Here is a 16,906-nt window from a genome sequence, read left to right as displayed (position 1 = left end):
TTAGTCACCAATTTCCCATTGCCAAGTTTTACTCGGAGTCACGATTTTAGGCAACGGGATGTCCCAGTTTTCGGTAGGTAGCTGCTCAACGTTCTGACAATCATGAGCAAGCCCGATGGGTGTTGCTCCAACGCCAGTTTTGAACCAAGGTGCTAACGTGCGGTCGTAGTAGCCACCGCCCATGCCTAAGCGGTGGCCATAGGAATCAAAGCCAACCAGTGGTGTAAAGATAATATCGAGCTCACGCACGGGTTTAACCTGAGTTTGGTCGAGCTTGGGTTCCACAATGCCATATTTATTGTGCACCGTTGGTGTATCTTTCGCGTAGCGTAAGAACAGGAGATGTCCGTCTGAAAAAGGGTGCAGTACTGGAAGGTAGACTTCTTTTCCCTGTGACCATAGCCATTCGATCAGCGGCTGTGTATCAAGCTCACCGTCGGTAGATATATAGAGGGCGATATGTTGTGCTCTATGGATGTCCTCTAAGGTTGAACAACGTTCAACGAGATCTAAGCCAGCTTGCTGCTGTTCAAGAGTAGAGAGTGCTTTGCGTTTCTGTCGGATGAGAGTGCGAAACTCGTTACGAGTGAGCGTCTTCATAAGAAGGGATACCCCAAAGTGCCGTTGAGAATAGATGGCCCTTGAACCAGCGAGTTCAAGGCGGATCAGCAATGATTACCGTAGGCTTCTCGGTACGGGCCGAGCATGCTCAATAGTACTCAAGTACTAACCCTTAGGGATTGCTTATCGGCTCGGGGACGTGAATCCTCTGACAAACACTCCAGGGTAAATTTGTGTACGCTATTGCTGTCCGTGCTTAACCTTACTGAGTACATCTGAAAGCGATGCAGTGAGCTTTTCCATGCGCTCGGTCAGTGCGTTTTGTTCGTCGTTAGCTTCGAACTTTTTCGTCTGTAGCTCATAACATATGTTAAGAGCAGCGATCGTTAGTAGCTTAACTTCATTGGTTACCTTAGTACGTTCAGCCATCTCTTTCAATCGATTATCAAGATCGGCCGCCGCTGCAATTAATGACTCTTCTTGCCCTGCAGGACAATTAACTCGAGTCAATTTACCTAATATTTCAACGTCTACCGCTTGATTACTCATGATGGATGAACTCTTTAACGCGCTATTCTAAGGCCGTTGCCCTTTGTCATTATGAGAAAGAAAAAGTGCCAGCACCGATGAGGAAGCTAACTCCTCTGAGGAGGAAACTATAGGTAAACCGCTATTAAGATTCAAGCTTTTCAGGGTGACTGTTTGTAAATGAGAGCTTGAGCACACAGTAATTCAGCAAATTGAACATTTGGTAGTCACTCTTGCTGCAATTGCTAAGGATCTTCGCTTACTAGAATTGGGGTGAAGTGGTACGATTAATAGATTGATATAAAGAACAACTGAGCGAGTTATCTGATGAGCGAAACTACTTTACCTGACTACCTAACGGTTGCAACTGAATTGCAATCAGCAAGCCTTGCTGTAACGCCTGCAGAAATGCATGGCCTATTAACAGGGATGCTGAGCGGTGGGTTAAGCCTTGCAGATAAAAGCTGGCAGCCATTGATCTTCGATTACACCAACGACGGAATGGGTTGGCCGGATCGTGCACTGACATTGGCAGAAGCAACGTTGAAAGTAACAACCAGTGAGATTACGGGCTCAGGCATGGAGCTTTCTATGCTGCTTCCGGACGAAGACGCGAGTGCTAGCCTGTTTGATCTGGCGGATGGTGTATCAGATTGGATTAATCACTTTATCTCAGGTTTAGGCTTGGTCGGTGCACAACTGAACAAAGCGTCAGATGAGACTAAAGAAGCATTGGCTGATCTAGAAGAGATGGCAAAGTTAGGCATCGATGAAGACGACGACCTAGACGAGCAAGCACAGCTACTTGAGCAGGTTATTGAACATGTTAAGGCATGTGCATTAACCATTCATGCGGAGTTCGGTGCTCGCCCATCAGAAGATAGCGCACCAACCATTCATTAATTGTTTCGAGTTTAGAGGTCACCATGGCTCAATTTGATGTGGTAATTGCTGGTGGAGCAATGGCAGGCGCAACACTTGCTTTAGCCCTCAACCAGTTAAGTCAACGCTCTTTATCGATAGCTGTGGTTGAACCGTATCAGGTTGACCATAGTGCTCACCCTGGGTTTGATTCTCGCTCTATCGCACTCTCTTACGGAACGGTGCAGATTTTAGAGTCTCTCCAACTGTGGTCATCGATCTTACCGGTAGCGACGGCGATCAAAGATATTCATGTCTCAGACCGCGGTCATGCAGGGATGACAGATATCTTCAGCGAACAGCTCGCAGTGGATGCCCTAGGCTACGTGGTGGAACTTGCTGATGTTGGGCGTATCTACCAAGAGAAACTTGAGGCTGAAAGCAATATCACTCTGTTTTGTCCATCCTCGGCGAGTGAGATTACTCGCCATCTTGAGCATACGGATATTGAACTGAGTTGCGGCGAGACGATTTCCACTAAGTTGTTGGTGGCAGCTGATGGTGCCATCTCGACTTGCTGTGAGCGTTTAGGTATTACTCTGAATGAGCACGATTTTGGTCAGGTTGCCGTTATCGCAAATATTGTCGCGAACGAACCGCATGCTGGACGTGCATTTGAGCGCTTTACTGAGCATGGCCCAGTCGCGTTATTACCGATGACTAATAACCGTTTGTCTTTAGTTTGGTGTCTGCCACCAGAACAAGCTGAGAAAGTCATGGCGTTAGATGAAACGGCCTTTCTTGAGCAACTGCAAGACGCCTTTGGTTGGCGCCTAGGCAAGTTGGAAAAAGTGGGGCAGAGAGCGAGTTACCCACTGATTTTACGTCATCGACAACAGAACATCTCCCATCGATTTGCGATTGTTGGCAACGCCGCACAAACCTTACACCCGATTGCGGGGCAAGGATTTAACCTTGGCATTCGCGATGTTGCGTCGCTCGCGGAAGAGGTATGTGAGCAGCTGGATGACGCAGGTCACTACGCAGGATTAACACGCTTTAGAAAACGTCGAGAGTCGGATCGTGAAACCACGATTTCGCTCACTTCAGGTCTGGTTCACCTGTTTTCAAATGACTGGCCAGCTACACGCTTAGGTCGTAATCTCGGATTGGCAGCAATGGATAACATCTCACCCCTTAAAGGCCCTTTATTGCGTCATACGTTAGGTTTGGTTGAGAGATAAGGTAGAAAATAATGATGCAAAGTGTTGATATCGCTATTGTTGGCGGTGGCATGGTTGGATTGGCATTAGCCGCAGCCCTTAAAGACAGTGATCTAAGAATTGCTGTGATTGAAGGCAAAGCGCCGAGCGAAGGATTGAATGAACTGCCGGATGTTCGTGTGTCGGCATTGAGCCGTTCAAGTGAAGTGATCTTGCGTAATCTAGGCGCATGGCGCGGTATTGAACAGCGACGTGCTGCACCTTATCAAGCGATGGAAGTGTGGGAGCAAGACAGCTTCGCACGCATCGAGTTTGATTCTACTCGTCTGGCGCAGCCAAACCTTGGTCATATTGTCGAGAACCGAGTGATACAACTGGCACTGCTTGAACAAGTGAAGAAGCAGGACAATGTGAGCTTGTATATGCCAGCTACATGCCAATCTTTGGCAATTGGTGAAAGTGAAGCTTGGCTGACTCTAGATAATGGTCAGGCATTGACGGCCAAGCTGGTTGTTGGCGCTGATGGTGCAAACTCATGGGTTCGCAGACAGCAAGATATCCCACTCACACATTGGGACTATGGGCACAGCGCGATAGTGGCAAACATTCACACTGAATCTGCGCATGACAGTGTTGCGCGTCAGATCTTTACACCGCAAGGCCCCTTGGCATTTTTGCCAATGCAGTCACCGAATATGAGCTCAATCGTATGGTCAACCGAGCCAAATCGTGCTGAGAAGTTGGTATCGATGTCTGAACAAGAGTTCAACAAGCACCTGACAACAGAGTTTGATGCCAAGCTTGGTCTATGCAGCGTAGTCGGTGAGCGCTTTGCCTTCCCATTACGCATGCGTTATGCGCGTGATTTTGCCGTTGAGCGTGTGGCTTTAGTTGGTGATGCCGCCCACACGATTCATCCATTGGCAGGTCAAGGCGTGAATCTTGGTTTGCTTGACGCTGCGAGTCTAGCACAAGAGTTGCTCAAGCTATGGCAAGCGGGTGAAGACATCGGAACCAAGCGTAATCTGCGCAGTTACGAACGCTGGCGTAAAGCTGAAGCGGCCAAAATGATTGCTTCTATGCAGGGCTTTAAAGACCTGTTTGAAGGTGACAACCCAGCTAAGAAACTAATTCGTGGTTTAGGGATGAAACTTGCTGGACAGCTACCAGGTGCGAAAGATGAAATCATGAAACGTGCGCTAGGTTTAACCGGTAATCTACCGGAGCTTGCTAAACGACCAGTCAGTACTAATTAATGATTTAGGCTTTGAGAAACGCAAAAGGGTTGGCAGTGCCAACCCTTTTCTGTATTCAGTCGATAACTATAGTGATCAAGCGTAAGCGCACCTTAGCTTCATAATTTCATTGTTTATCTCTTTGACGGTATCAAAATGGCGCTTTTCAGCCCTCTCTGGCAGAACCAGCTTACCGTTATCAAACTCAAATTTCCCGACGCCGTAAATGTAGATTCGTCCTTTAAAAAGTCGACTTACATGTTTAGCAATCATACCGGGTGTATAGCGCTTAAACAGTCTCATTTTTTCTTATCCTTATCTTTACCTAGCCTGCATATTATAGAAAATCTCCGAGGGAATAATTGTGATAAGCATGGAGTAATATGCAGTAGAGTTGTCTCTTAATAGATATTTGTGCTGCACTAATCAGATTTACTAGCAAATATCGTTTTTATCGTGAGCTTCTCCTCAAAATTGGTGAGTTTAGTGAACGGCCTTCTGACTTTGCTGTCTGGGCTTTAGGCTGCTCACCGTAGGCAAGGTTAAGAATAGGCGTAAATTTTTTATTTGTGTAATAAAAGTGTAAATTTTTCTGAATAAAAAAAAGCCCGTTCATAAACGGGCGAATAGTCACAGATGCATTACACAAAAGTGGATGACTGACATTACTCAGTGGATTCACTTTGACTGGTTAGTTATCGCTTTGATTAAAACCCAACCAGTGAATGTAGACTACCCTAGAAAAGCTCCTGTGACTAGTTATGCTTTTATTTTGACTAAATATATTTTCTGGTCGGTCTGGTAAATATGATAAAAGCCTCAATTATTATGAAAACTCTCACATCAAACCTAGTGAAATTGTGAGGAAGATCGAATTGATATAGAGGTTACTTGCAGATCTCGGCTTCAATCGGCGCACATAGACTCATAAGATCGTTGAGATCAAGGGCGATCCCAGCCATTCGCTCACCAGAGCTGATTGTCACAATTTTATTCTGTTGAAGAGAACGATCAAAAATGATCGGCATATAGCGCTTGAGTGCTAATGGGCCAACACAGCCGACTTTAAAGCCTGTAACCGATTCAACATCTTGTTGAGATACACAAGTCATTCGGCGGCAGTTAAGCACGGCTCGAACTTTTTTTGGGTCAATCGATTTATCACCCGGTGCACATGCCAACGCGTATTGGTTGCCCATGTCTCGTAGCAGAATACATTTGACCATTTGTGAAGGCTCAATACCTCGAGCCTGCGCTGTCTCTTCAATGGAAGTGGTTTCTTTGTCTTGCAATAGCAGGCGGTACGCCACCTGCTGTTGATCTAACCAATCTGTAATTACCGTTTTCAAAGGGAATTACTCTTCTTCCAAGCTATAAGGTAGCGGTTGGATGGTCCATTTGTGATCTGGTTGTTCGGCAAGGCGCAGTTCAACATCATCATCTAAGTTATTTGGCAGAACAATGAGACCAATGGCTGTGTTGTCAGAGAATTGGTAGACGTTCAGAAGACGGCCGGCACCACGCCAGTTTTCACCCACACTGCGCTCGAGTTCAATCGCTGAATCTAACGTAAGTGGTTGTTCGGTTGTACCAGAAACAATGCGCATTTCTCGCTTGTTCATGCCACGGTATTTCGCGCGTGCCACGGTCTCTTGGCCTGTGTAACAGCCTTTGCTAAAGCTGATACCGCCAATCGCTTGTAGGTTCAATGCCTGCGGGATGTGTTCATTCTGCTCTGCTGCTGACAGCTTTGGTTGAGCATCCATGATCTCAAAGTATTGCCACAGCGTTTCGGACACTTTTTCAATAGAGCTACCTTCAACTAAAGCTTGTGCCGCATCTGGAGTCACAAGTAGCGCCCAGCGAGAATCCGCTACTTTTACTGCGCTGCCGCCCTCGATCGCACGTACATTGCCACGATCTTCAGAAAGAGTATCGATAAAGCTATCGGCTTGCGCACCCATGATGCCAAGGACAACATCTTCAGTCTGCTCAATAGTTACTTTTGAGAATACCGCGTATTTCTTGATTTCCTGTAGCTCAACTTCAATCGCTGATTGAGGTTGGAGTAGGGCGTAGCCATCATTGTGGTGGAATAGGCGGAAAATGCTCCACACTTTACCCTTCGCATCACAGTGTGCGCCTAGCGTTGACTCGTCACTCGCTAGCTGTACGACATCGCACGTTACTTGGCCTTGCAGGTACGACTTTTTGTCATCGCCCACCATAGTAATCGCACCCCAGTCAGAGATGTGTGTCATCATCACGCCTGGAAGTGTGTCGTTGTGCGTGTGATTAAGTGGTTGAAACGTGTTTTTCCAATCCATTTTGCCTTTCCTGAGAAATTTGATTTGTGTCTATGTTAATCCGGTTCGTTTTTTTTGTCAGCTTAGGTTTTTTTGTGAGCTGAGATAGGGACTGAGACGACTGTGCTAGTTGCAGCGCTTATGAGTTGTTACACTCGAAGAGAGAAAAATAATAGGTGAGGATAACCAATGTACACTGCAGAGCAGAAAGCACGAATTAAATGGGGCTGCCGTCGCGGTATGTTAGAGCTTGATGTAGTCATCATGCCCTTTTTTGAGGAATGTTTTGACTCATTGCAAGAGCAGGAGCAACGTGATTTTGTTTCACTACTAGAGTGTGATGATCCCGATCTGTTTACATGGGTGATGGGGCACGGTCGCAGTGAAAACCTAGGTCACGCGTCAATGGTCGACAAAATTGTTGCACACAACCTCAGCAAGGTTCGTTAAGCTCAAGCTTAGCCCTTCGTATTACGCATTATTCGCAAAAGGCGCCACTCTGTGGTGCCTTTTGGTTTTTATTATCACATCAAATATCCCTCTTGTAGCCACTCTTTACCTTTTTGTTCTTCTGTACTTGTTGATACGCGATAATAAAATTGGCTGGCCAATAGCGACAGGTGAGATCGAGCTTCGACCTAACCACGAAATCATAGTTAATGGGGAGAAACGCGTTTTTCAATCGAGCGATACTATTTTCCGTTCTCTGTTCGTGATGCTGAAGTTCAGTGAAGGTGAGCCTGTCATCCTATGGCGCGACAGCTGTCTTGAAGCGGATTATCGTTACTTATTGGTGTGGCTCAAAAGTAAAAAGGGAGCATCATGCTCCCTTTAAGTCGTATTGCTTGTATAAATTGTATTGCTTTTACGCTTTAGTTTTTGTTCGGTGTCAGAATCGTTGGACCGCTGTCTTCAGCCAGTTCTGGGTAGTCCAGTGTATAGTGCAGGCCGCGACTCTCTTTACGTTGCATCGCACAGCGCACCATTAGCTCAGCAACTTGCAACAAGTTACGCAGCTCTAGCAGGTTATTTGATACCTTAAAGTGGCTGTAGTACTCGTGAGTCTCTTGTTGCAACATCTGAATACGGCGCATAGCACGTTCAAGACGCTTATCAGTGCGCACGATACCCATGTAGTCCCACATAAACAGACGCAGTTCATGCCAGTTGTGTTGAATAATTACCTCTTCGTCACTGTTGGTCACTTGGCTCTCATCCCAAGCAGGTAGTGCTGCACACAATTGAGATTGGTCGAGGTTCTCTACAATATGTTTCGCTGCGGACCAAGCGTAAACGACACACTCTAGCAGTGAGTTTGATGCCATGCGGTTCGCTCCGTGAAGGCCGGTGTAGCTTACTTCACCAATCGCGTAGAGGTTTTGCAGGTCGGTTTGACCATTCTTGTTCACCATCACTCCACCGCAGGTGTAATGCGCGGCAGGAACAATTGGAATCGGCTCTTTGGTCATGTCGATACCCAGATCCATCAAGCGCGTGTGAATCATTGGGAAGTGCGCAGTAATGAACTCTTCAGGCTTGTGGCTGATGTCCACGTACATGCAGTCAGCACCAAGACGCTTCATCTCAAAGTCGATAGCGCGAGCCACCACATCACGAGGGGCTAATTCACCACGTTCGTCGAAGTCTTTCATAAAGCGAGTGCCGTCAGGGCGGCGCAGGTATGCACCCTCACCACGAAGTGCTTCAGTTAACAGGAAGTTACGCGCTTCAGGATGAAATAGGCAAGTCGGGTGAAACTGGTTGAACTCAAGGTTCGCAACGCGACAACCGGCACGCCAAGCGATCGCAATACCGTCACCAGAAGAGACGTCTGGGTTGGATGTGTATTGGTAAACTTTAGAGGCACCACCAGTAGCAAGTACCACGAATTTCGCGCGAACGGTTTCCACTTGCTCTTGGTTACGGTTCCATATGTAGGCTCCGATAACTTTATCTTTCGAGCCACCGATTTTATCTTCAGTGATCAAGTCGAGAGCATTATGGCGCTCGAAGATCTCAATGTTCGGGTGGTTGTTAACATTGTCCTGCAGAGAAGTTTGCATTGCCATGCCGGTTGCATCTGCCGCGTGAAGGATACGTCGGTGGCTGTGGCCGCCTTCACGAGTCAGGTGATATTTAGGCTGACCTTCAGTGCTGTTTTCGTCTTTGTCGAAAGGCACACCGCCATCAATTAGCCACTGCACGCACTCTTTAGCATTCTCAGCAATGAATTGAACAGTGTCTTCTTCACATAACCCAGCTCCAGCAATTTGCGTATCTTCAACGTGCGACTCAATGCTGTCCGATTCGTCAAATACTGCCGCGATACCACCTTGTGCGTAGTACGTCGATCCTTCACTACGTGGTCCTTTGCTTAATACGATTACTTTTGCATGTTCAGCGACGCGTAAGGCTAATGACAAGCCAGCAGCACCACTCCCCACCACTAATACATCACACTGATGTTCACGGTTTGCGTTCATAAAACTTTTTAAATCCCGGGCTATAGTCGAGTTGTCCACTCTAAATTGACGTTGTCTTGTTTTAGGAGGGCTTTAACGACTGTTATACTCAGTCTCAATGAGTCCTGAAAGACAATGCAGAATCAAGATATAGACAGCTATCTAGAAATATTTAATTGCTCAATACCATTGCTTTTGCTTAAGTTTCCCCAAATTGATAGGGGTAGCTATTTTTATTACATCACATTGTGAAACAATAATGGCAAATAATTTTAAGAAAGTTTGAACTTTCCTTTTTTGACCTAGTCACAATAGTGCTCATGTAGACAGTGGTGTCAATACTACATTTCGCATAATTAGTACCCATATCTGAGAAGGTAAGGGGGATAACAATAGGAGTACCCGCTCGAATGAACGAGCAGCTAACCGATCAAGTGTTGATTGAGCGAGTTCAGAGTGGAGATAAGCAAGCATTTAACCTGTTAGTGGTTAAGTATCAAAACAAAGTTTGCAACCTTATCTCTCGCTACGTGAATAATTCCGGTGATGTGGCTGATGTGGCACAGGAAGCGTTTATAAAGGCTTACCGCGCGATACCAAATTTTAGAGGCGAGAGTGCCTTCTACACATGGTTGTACCGAATTGCCGTGAACACAGCAAAAAATCACATAGTTGCACAGAGCCGTAGGCCACCCGCAACCGATGTCGATGCAGATGATGCAGAATATTTTGAAACTGGCAGCGCACTGAAAGAAATTTCGAACCCTGAGAACTTAACGCTGTCGAAAGAATTGAAAGAAGTGGTTTTCGGAGCGATTGAAGCGCTACCGGAAGACTTGAAAACTGCAATGACCTTACGCGAACTTGAAGGCTTAAGTTACGAAGAGATTGCAGAAGTAATGGATTGCCCTGTAGGAACCGTACGTTCGCGTATTTTCCGTGCTCGTGAAGCGGTGGAAAAGAAAATAAAACCTCTTTTACAGCGCTAAAACTTGTAATTATTATGGTGAAAATAATGGCTGATAAAGAAAAGCTTTCGGCACTCATGGATGGTGAAACGATCGACAAAGCTCTGATTGCAGAGTTGGAGTCCGATCAAGAAAGCAAGGATACCTGGCAGAGTTACCATTTAATCGGTGATGTCATGCGAGGCGATGCGCCAGAAACGCTAGAGTGGAACATTGCGGATAGTGTTGCTGCGGCGCTTGAGAATGAGCCTGCACACAACAAACTCAACAATGTACATTCATTGCGCCCAGAGCAGACACAAACTGTTGCTCCACAAGTGCAAGAAGAACAACCTAAACCACAACAAGCAAAACGCCAGATGCCAGCTTGGTTGCAGCAATTTGGTCAAGTTGCCGTTGCAGCTTGTGTGTCGCTGGCGGTCATTTTGGGGGTTCAACAGTATGGTGGCAGCGATCCTGCCGCACCAGAAGTAGAACAGCTGCCTGTGTTACAAACTATCCCGTTTGCCGGTTCGGTAGAGCCAGTAAGCCTAACTCGTGAGTCTGTTGAGAAACCCGTGGCAGATGCCCACTTGCAAGAGCAGCGCAAACGCGTACACGCTATGTTGCAAGATTACGAGTTGCAATTGAGATTAAACAACGACGCGTCAGCTGAAAGCGAATCGCGTCTAGAATCGGATATTGAATGAAGAAATTCCTGGTCAGTGCACTGACACTGTTCAGCTTGATCTCTCCAAGCGCCTTTGCAGAAGAGCCTTCTGCAAAGGCCTTGCTGCATCAAATGAACGAGGCCAGTCAGCATTTAAATTACGAACTTTCCTACATACTGATCAAAAAGAGCAGTATTGAACCGCTCTTGTATCGTCATGCCGTAAGTAATGAGAAGCAACTTGCTCATCTTGTCTATCTAAGTGGCCCTGTACGTGAAGTAATTCGTCGCGGCAACGAAGTCAGCTACATCGAACCAGGTACTGAACCTTTTACGATTGAGTCTGGCAACATGGTTGCGCCAGTGATTCCGATGTTGAATAACGACATTGATATCCTGAACGAGTATTACGACTTTGTGAAGGTAGGGCGTGCGCGTGAAGCCGGTACAACAACGCAAGTGTTGCGTGTCGTGCCAAAAGATGGCCTGCGTTACTCCTATGTTCTTTGGGTCGATGAGAACACTAATCTGCCTCTACGAGCGGATTTGCTCGACCGAGATGGTGAAATCCTAGAGCAGTACCGTACGATTTCTTATGTGGTTAACGACAAAATTGCAGAAGCGATGGCAGGGTTGAACAACGCCCAGCTGCCGAAAGTGCTCTCATTGCCTGATGGCGCGGTTGGAGAAAGCGATTGGTGCGTCTCTTGGATTCCTGATGGTTTTGAAGCGAAAGAGCTCAACCGCTATTCAATGGCGACAACCAATAAGATGGTTGAAAGCCAGATGTTTAGTGATGGGCTATTTAGTTTCTCGGTTTATATCTCAGACAGAGATGAACACTCTCTGAAAGGTCAGCTTGTGCGTCAAGGCCGTCGTACTTTGCATAGCTTAGTGAATGGTGATAACGAAATATCTGTAGTCGGAGATATTCCTCCTGCAACCGCGCAGCGTATCGCACAGTCTGTGAAGTTTGCTGCCAATCAAGGTACAGGCCAATGATGACTGCATTGGCTACCGTGAGCGCTGTAGAGAAACAAGGCGCTCACTATCACGTGCAATTAAGCTGCGAGCAACAGACCAGTTGTAACAGCTGTTCGTCACAAAAGAGTTGCGGCACTGGTATTGTGACAAAGGCCGTTGGCAACAAATCCCTTTTCTGGCAACTAACCACTAAAAACCTTGTGAAAGCTGGGCAAATCGTCGAGATAGGTTTTCCTGAGAGAAGTCTGCTGGAATCGGCGGCTTTGGTTTATCTAGTTCCACTGTTTATGATGATGCTAGGTGCTGCTTTTGGTCAGCTGTTATTAGCGCCTTTACTTGGCGTAGGAGAGGGCGCAGTTATTCTGTCTGCTGCTATATTTACTGCTGGTGGTATTGCCCTTGCAAAACGTTTAGCTAAACCAATGGAAGATAAATCGAAGCAGCAAGTGGTGTTGATTCGAATCCTTGGTGAGCCGCTTGTCTAATTTATGATGCGTATTGCGGTTAAATTGGGTAGAATCTGCCAACTTGATTGAAATGCCGCCACCGCAGTCTATGAAACGCGGTCGATGCGCGGCTTTCTTACCGTCCTAATTTAAAGAGTTTGTCACACCAAATTATGAAGCACATTCGTAACTTTTCGATTATCGCCCACATCGACCATGGTAAGTCGACCCTATCTGACCGTCTAATCCAAGTTTGTGGAGGATTAAGCGATCGTGAAATGGCTGCGCAAGTCCTTGATTCGATGGATCTGGAGCGTGAACGTGGCATCACTATCAAATCTCAGAGTGTGACTCTTAACTACACTGCTAAAGATGGTGAAACTTATCAATTAAACTTCATCGATACTCCAGGACACGTTGACTTCGCATACGAAGTATCTCGTTCTCTAGCCGCTTGTGAAGGTGCGCTACTGGTTGTCGATGCGGGTCAGGGTGTAGAAGCTCAGACACTAGCAAACTGTTACACAGCGATCGAAATGGATCTGGAAGTTGTGCCAATCTTAAATAAGATTGATCTTCCTGCGGCAGATCCAGAGCGCGTTTCTGAAGAGATCGAAGAGATCGTTGGTATCGACGCGATGGAAGCGACTCGCTGTTCTGCGAAAACCGGTATCGGTGTTGACGATGTACTAGAAAACATTGTTTCAGCGATCCCTGCGCCAGAAGGCGATCCAGATGCGCCGCTACAAGCACTTATTATTGACTCTTGGTTCGATAACTACCTTGGCGTTGTATCGCTGGTACGTATCAAGAACGGTTCTCTAAGAAAGAACGACAAGATCAAAGTAATGAGTACTGGTCAAGTTTGGGGTGTAGACCGTCTAGGTATCTTCACACCAAAACAGGTTGATACTGAAGTTCTGCAAACTGGCGAAGTAGGCTGGGTTGTATGTGGTATTAAAGACATCCTTGGTGCACCAGTTGGTGATACGCTGACACTGGCTAAGAACGGCTGTGAAAAAGCGCTACCGGGCTTTAAGAAAGTAAAACCACAGGTATACGCAGGTCTATTCCCAGTATCATCTGACGACTACGAAAACTTCCGAGATGCACTAGGTAAGCTAAGCCTGAACGATGCGTCACTGTTTTACGAGCCAGAAAACTCTGCAGCTCTAGGTTTCGGTTTCCGTTGTGGCTTCCTTGGTATGCTTCACATGGAGATCATCCAAGAGCGTCTAGAGCGTGAATACGACCTAGACCTGATTACAACCGCACCAACGGTAGTTTACGAAGTTGAGAAAACTGACGGCACGCTACTTTACGTAGATAGCCCAGCGAAGCTTCCAGCTATTAACGATATCGATGAGATTCGTGAGCCAATTGCACGTTGTAATATCCTAGTACCATCGGATTACCTAGGTAACGTAATTACACTGTGTGTTGAGAAGCGTGGTGTGCAGGTTGATATGATCTATCACGGTAACCAAGTAGCGGTTGTTTACGATATTCCTATGGCTGAAGTGGTACTGGACTTCTTTGACCGTCTGAAATCAACATCTCGTGGCTACGCGTCACTGGATTACAACTTCCAACGCTTTGAAGCGTCTAACATGGTTCGCGTAGACGTTCTTCTAAACGGTGACACTGTTGATGCACTAGCAATGATTACTCACAAAGATCAGTCTCAGACTCGTGGTCGTCAGCTAGTTGAGAAGATGAAAGAGTTCATCCCTCGTCAGATGTTTGATATCGCAATTCAAGCGGCTATCGGTAACCACATCATCGCTCGTTCAACCGTTAAGCAACTGCGTAAGAACGTTATCGCGAAGTGTTACGGTGGTGACGTGAGTCGTAAGAAGAAGCTTCTGAAGAAACAGAAAGAAGGTAAGAAGCGTATGAAGCAGATCGGTAACGTAGAGCTGCCTCAAGAAGCTTTCCTTGCCATCCTTCACGTTGGCAAAGACTAGGCTTATCCAACGATAAACGAATAATTGAAAGTGAAAGGGTAGCTCGCTATTCTTTCACTTTCGTTATTTTTAAAGAAATGAAATTTAAGGGATATAAATGGCTAATACATTTTCGCTTATTTTAGTGATCGTAACCTTAGTGACTGGCGTTATATGGGCGTTAGAGAAGTTTGTTTGGGCTAAGAAGCGCCAACTGAAACTGGCTAGCGTTACCGCTCAAACTAACGGTTTAGATGCTGAAACCAGTGCAAAAGTGACGGCTCAGCCTTGGTGGGTTGAAAATAGCGTATCCATTTTCCCTGTAATTGCATTTGTTTTGGTGCTGCGTTCATTTATCTATGAACCGTTCCAAATCCCATCAGGCTCAATGATGCCAACCTTACTTGTAGGTGACTTTATCCTAGTTGAGAAATACGCTTACGGTCTAAAAGACCCAGTATGGCGCACTCAACTGGTAGAAACAGGCAAGCCTGAGCGTGGTGACTCAATCGTATTCAAATACCCGCCACAGCCAAACATTGACTACATTAAACGTGTGGTTGGCCTGCCGGGAGATATGATCCGTTACAACAGTAATAAAGAGCTATGTATTCAAACCAAAGGCACGCAAGGATGTAAACCTGTGAAGCTGAGTAACGTTGAAGAGAGCCAATTTATTCAAGACGGTGTGCCACTTATCCAACTCAATGAGAAGTTGGGTGACGTTGAGCACCAAGTTTTAGTTAACCCACTGCGTCGTGACCGTGTGCAATCGTACCAACCTCGTCCAGGTGTTAACGAGTGGGTCGTTCCAGAAGGCCAGTACTTTGTAATGGGTGATAACCGTGACAACAGTGCAGATAGCCGTTACTGGGGCTTTGTCCCTGAAGAAAACCTAGTAGGTAAAGCGGTTGCGATTTGGATCAGCTTTGAATTTGAGCGCAGCTCAGACAGTGTTTTACCTTCTTGGATCCCAACTGGTGTGCGTTTCAACCGCATCGGTGGCATTAATTAATCGATCACTAAATACATCGAGAGAGCATGAATTCTCCAATTGATAAACTAGAGAGAAAGATCGGCTATCAGTTCAAAGATACCGATCTCATTCACCTGGCGCTGACTCACCGCAGCGCTGCAGGTAAGCACAACGAACGTCTTGAGTTTCTGGGCGATTCAATTTTAAGTTTTGTCATCGCTGATGATCTCTACCACCGTTTCCCGAAAGTAAACGAGGGTGATATGAGCCGTATGCGTGCTACTTTGGTACGTGGACATACATTGGCTGAACTAGGTCGTGAATTCGCCCTAGGAGATTACTTAAAATTAGGTCCAGGTGAGTTAAAGAGTGGCGGATTCCGTCGTGACTCTATTCTGGCAGATGCTGTCGAAGCAATCATTGGTGCTATCTACCTAGATAGCGACACTGAAACCATTCGCGGTATTATTTTAAGCTGGTACAAAACTCGCCTAGAAGCGATTCAGCCTGGTGTTTCTCAAAAAGACCCGAAAACGCGTTTGCAAGAGTTCCTACAGGGCCGAAGAAATCCGCTACCTGTCTACACAGTGACTAATATTAAAGGTGAAGCACACAACCAAGAGTTTACGGTTGAGTGTAAAGTGGCAGGTGTGGATAAACCTGTTATCGGTAAAGGCACTAGCCGCCGCAAGGCAGAACAAGCGGCTGCTGAAACAGCATTAGAGCAACTAAGCAATGTCTGATAACAACCAAGAATTCGATATCGATGCATTCTTTGCATCTGATAACAAAGAACCTAGCCTACCGGAAAACCAGCACTGTGGTTTCATCGCTATCGTCGGTCGTCCGAACGTAGGTAAGTCGACACTTCTGAACCATATTTTGGGTCAAAAGATCTCGATCACATCGCGTAAACCTCAAACGACTCGTCACCGTATTATGGGTGTAGAGACCGAAGGGGATTACCAAGCGATTTACGTTGATACTCCAGGACTTCACATCGAAGAGAAGCGTGCTATCAACCGTCTGATGAACCGTGCAGCAAACAGCTCTTTGAGTGATGTGAACTTGGTACTTTTCCTTGTTGACGGTACGCACTGGACTGAAGACGATGAGATGGTGCTGACCAAGCTTAAGAAAGCGAACTTCCCAGTCGTTCTTTGTGTGAACAAAGTCGACAACGTGCAAGACCGCAATGACGTGATGCTGCACATGATGGAAGTGTCTAAGAAGATGGACTTCATCGATGTTGTGCCAATTTCGGCAAAACACGGTAAGAACACTGATGTACTGCGTAAGCACGTTCGCGAGCATCTTCCGAAAGCGACACACCACTTCCCAGAAGAGTATGTAACAGATCGTTCTCAGCGCTTCATGGCGTCAGAGATCATTCGCGAAAAGCTGATGCGTTTTACGGGTGATGAGTTGCCTTACTCAGTGACGGTTGAGATCGAGCGCTTTGACTACAACCCAGACAACGATGGCTTCCACATTAACGCACTTATCTTAGTTGAGCGTAGTGGCCAGAAGAAGATGGTGATTGGTAAAGGCGGCGAGAAAATCAAGACCATCGGTCGCGAAGCTCGTCTCGATATGGAAGAGCTATTCGGTCGTAAAGTATTCCTAGAAACTTGGGTTAAAGTGAAGTCGGGTTGGGCTGACGATGAGCGTGCACTGCGTTCATTGGGCTACATCGACGACTTATAACCCGCAAGAGGCGCAAGCGCTTCGCTCCGGGTCGAAACCATTTTAAAAGGAGCC

Annotated in this window: 19 protein-coding genes and 1 other RNA gene; 13 read left to right on the top strand and 7 right to left on the bottom strand. The window is 46.4% G+C overall.

What is annotated here, in order from left to right:
* The 3 genes from vsple_RS11880 to zapA all read right to left on the bottom strand — a co-directional run bounded on the left by vsple_RS11880 (position 1) and on the right by zapA (position 1,110).
* Entirely contained in the window at positions 1-600 is a 600-nt protein-coding gene (locus vsple_RS11880) for a 5-formyltetrahydrofolate cyclo-ligase (RefSeq protein ID WP_261882097.1), read from the bottom strand.
* Between the two features lie 6 nt (positions 601-606).
* A non-coding RNA gene (gene ssrS, locus vsple_RS11875) (6S RNA) lies at positions 607-791 on the bottom strand.
* Between the two features lie 10 nt (positions 792-801).
* Positions 802-1,110: a cell division protein ZapA gene (gene zapA, locus vsple_RS11870; RefSeq protein ID WP_032549823.1), complete on the bottom strand. Its 309-nt coding sequence runs from the start codon at positions 1,108-1,110 to the stop codon at positions 802-804.
* Positions 1,111-1,416: 306 nt separating this feature from the next.
* Here zapA and vsple_RS11865 point away from each other — a divergent pair, with 306 nt between their 5' ends.
* From vsple_RS11865 to vsple_RS11855, 3 genes are read left to right on the top strand one after another with little or no spacing between them, the layout of a single operon-like run.
* Positions 1,417-1,992, top strand: coding sequence for a YecA/YgfB family protein (locus vsple_RS11865; protein WP_032549822.1), 576 nt, complete (start codon positions 1,417-1,419; stop codon positions 1,990-1,992).
* Between the two features lie 23 nt (positions 1,993-2,015).
* Positions 2,016-3,194 carry a 2-octaprenyl-6-methoxyphenyl hydroxylase gene (gene ubiH, locus vsple_RS11860; RefSeq protein WP_261882096.1) on the top strand — a complete coding sequence of 393 codons (1,179 nt, stop codon included), beginning with the start codon at positions 2,016-2,018 and terminating at the stop codon, positions 3,192-3,194.
* 11 nt (positions 3,195-3,205) lie between these two features.
* Positions 3,206-4,429: an FAD-dependent 2-octaprenylphenol hydroxylase gene (locus tag vsple_RS11855; RefSeq protein WP_261882095.1), complete on the top strand. Its 1,224-nt coding sequence runs from the start codon at positions 3,206-3,208 to the stop codon at positions 4,427-4,429.
* A 75-nt stretch (positions 4,430-4,504) separates the two neighbouring features.
* On the opposite strand, the gene vsple_RS11850 is transcribed toward vsple_RS11855, so the two are convergent.
* From vsple_RS11850 to ygfZ, 3 genes are all read right to left on the bottom strand, one after another.
* A complete protein-coding gene (locus vsple_RS11850) occupies positions 4,505-4,711 on the bottom strand; it encodes a DUF1107 domain-containing protein (protein ID WP_032549819.1) in 207 nt (68 codons plus the stop codon).
* A 584-nt stretch (positions 4,712-5,295) separates the two neighbouring features.
* Positions 5,296-5,757, bottom strand: a complete 462-nt coding sequence (locus tag vsple_RS11845) for an aminoacyl-tRNA deacylase (protein ID WP_255229895.1) — start codon at positions 5,755-5,757, stop codon at positions 5,296-5,298.
* 6 nt (positions 5,758-5,763) lie between these two features.
* Entirely contained in the window at positions 5,764-6,735 is a 972-nt protein-coding gene (ygfZ, locus tag vsple_RS11840) for a tRNA-modifying protein YgfZ (protein WP_261882094.1), read from the bottom strand.
* A 168-nt stretch (positions 6,736-6,903) separates the two neighbouring features.
* Here ygfZ and vsple_RS11835 point away from each other — a divergent pair, with 168 nt between their 5' ends.
* Together vsple_RS11835 and vsple_RS22025 are read left to right on the top strand one after the other, a co-directional pair.
* A complete protein-coding gene (locus vsple_RS11835) occupies positions 6,904-7,164 on the top strand; it encodes an FAD assembly factor SdhE (protein WP_032549815.1) in 261 nt (86 codons plus the stop codon).
* Positions 7,133-7,549: a protein YgfX gene (locus vsple_RS22025; RefSeq protein WP_420833781.1), complete on the top strand. Its 417-nt coding sequence runs from the start codon at positions 7,133-7,135 to the stop codon at positions 7,547-7,549. Before vsple_RS11835 ends, vsple_RS22025 begins: the two co-directional genes overlap by 32 nt.
* 37 nt (positions 7,550-7,586) lie before the next feature.
* Here vsple_RS22025 and nadB read toward each other — a convergent pair whose 3' ends face one another.
* On the bottom strand, positions 7,587-9,197 hold the full coding sequence (nadB, locus tag vsple_RS11830; RefSeq protein ID WP_255229897.1) for an L-aspartate oxidase: 1,611 nt from the start codon (positions 9,195-9,197) through the stop codon (positions 7,587-7,589).
* A gap of 389 nt (positions 9,198-9,586) precedes the next feature.
* Here nadB and rpoE point away from each other — a divergent pair, with 389 nt between their 5' ends.
* From rpoE to era, 8 genes are all read left to right on the top strand, one after another.
* Complete coding sequence (rpoE, locus tag vsple_RS11825) at positions 9,587-10,165, top strand: RNA polymerase sigma factor RpoE (protein ID WP_032549813.1); 579 nt, start codon at positions 9,587-9,589, stop codon at positions 10,163-10,165.
* 26 nt (positions 10,166-10,191) lie between these two features.
* The gene (locus vsple_RS11820) at positions 10,192-10,833 is read left to right on the top strand and encodes an RseA family anti-sigma factor (protein WP_261882093.1); all 642 of its coding nucleotides are present in this window, start codon (positions 10,192-10,194) and stop codon (positions 10,831-10,833) included.
* Positions 10,830-11,795, top strand: coding sequence for a sigma-E factor regulatory protein RseB (rseB, locus tag vsple_RS11815; RefSeq protein WP_261882092.1), 966 nt, complete (start codon positions 10,830-10,832; stop codon positions 11,793-11,795). The genes vsple_RS11820 and rseB overlap by 4 nt, the downstream gene beginning before the upstream one ends.
* Entirely contained in the window at positions 11,792-12,262 is a 471-nt protein-coding gene (locus vsple_RS11810; protein ID WP_261882091.1) for a SoxR reducing system RseC family protein, read from the top strand. The genes rseB and vsple_RS11810 overlap by 4 nt, the downstream gene beginning before the upstream one ends.
* 134 nt (positions 12,263-12,396) lie before the next feature.
* Positions 12,397-14,190: a translation elongation factor 4 gene (gene lepA / locus vsple_RS11805; RefSeq protein ID WP_261882090.1), complete on the top strand. Its 1,794-nt coding sequence runs from the start codon at positions 12,397-12,399 to the stop codon at positions 14,188-14,190.
* A gap of 97 nt (positions 14,191-14,287) precedes the next feature.
* Positions 14,288-15,184, top strand: a complete 897-nt coding sequence (gene lepB / locus vsple_RS11800; RefSeq protein ID WP_150893431.1) for a signal peptidase I — start codon at positions 14,288-14,290, stop codon at positions 15,182-15,184.
* Between the two features lie 26 nt (positions 15,185-15,210).
* A complete protein-coding gene (gene rnc, locus vsple_RS11795; protein ID WP_032549805.1) occupies positions 15,211-15,888 on the top strand; it encodes a ribonuclease III in 678 nt (225 codons plus the stop codon).
* Positions 15,881-16,852: a GTPase Era gene (gene era, locus vsple_RS11790; protein WP_032549803.1), complete on the top strand. Its 972-nt coding sequence runs from the start codon at positions 15,881-15,883 to the stop codon at positions 16,850-16,852. Before rnc ends, era begins: the two co-directional genes overlap by 8 nt.
* Positions 16,853-16,906 lie beyond the last annotated feature (54 nt).

The sequence above is a fragment of the Vibrio pelagius genome (assembly GCF_024347575.1).
In the GTDB taxonomy this organism is placed as follows: domain Bacteria; phylum Pseudomonadota; class Gammaproteobacteria; order Enterobacterales; family Vibrionaceae; genus Vibrio; species Vibrio pelagius.
This window is presented reverse-complemented; position numbering and strand designations above follow the sequence as displayed.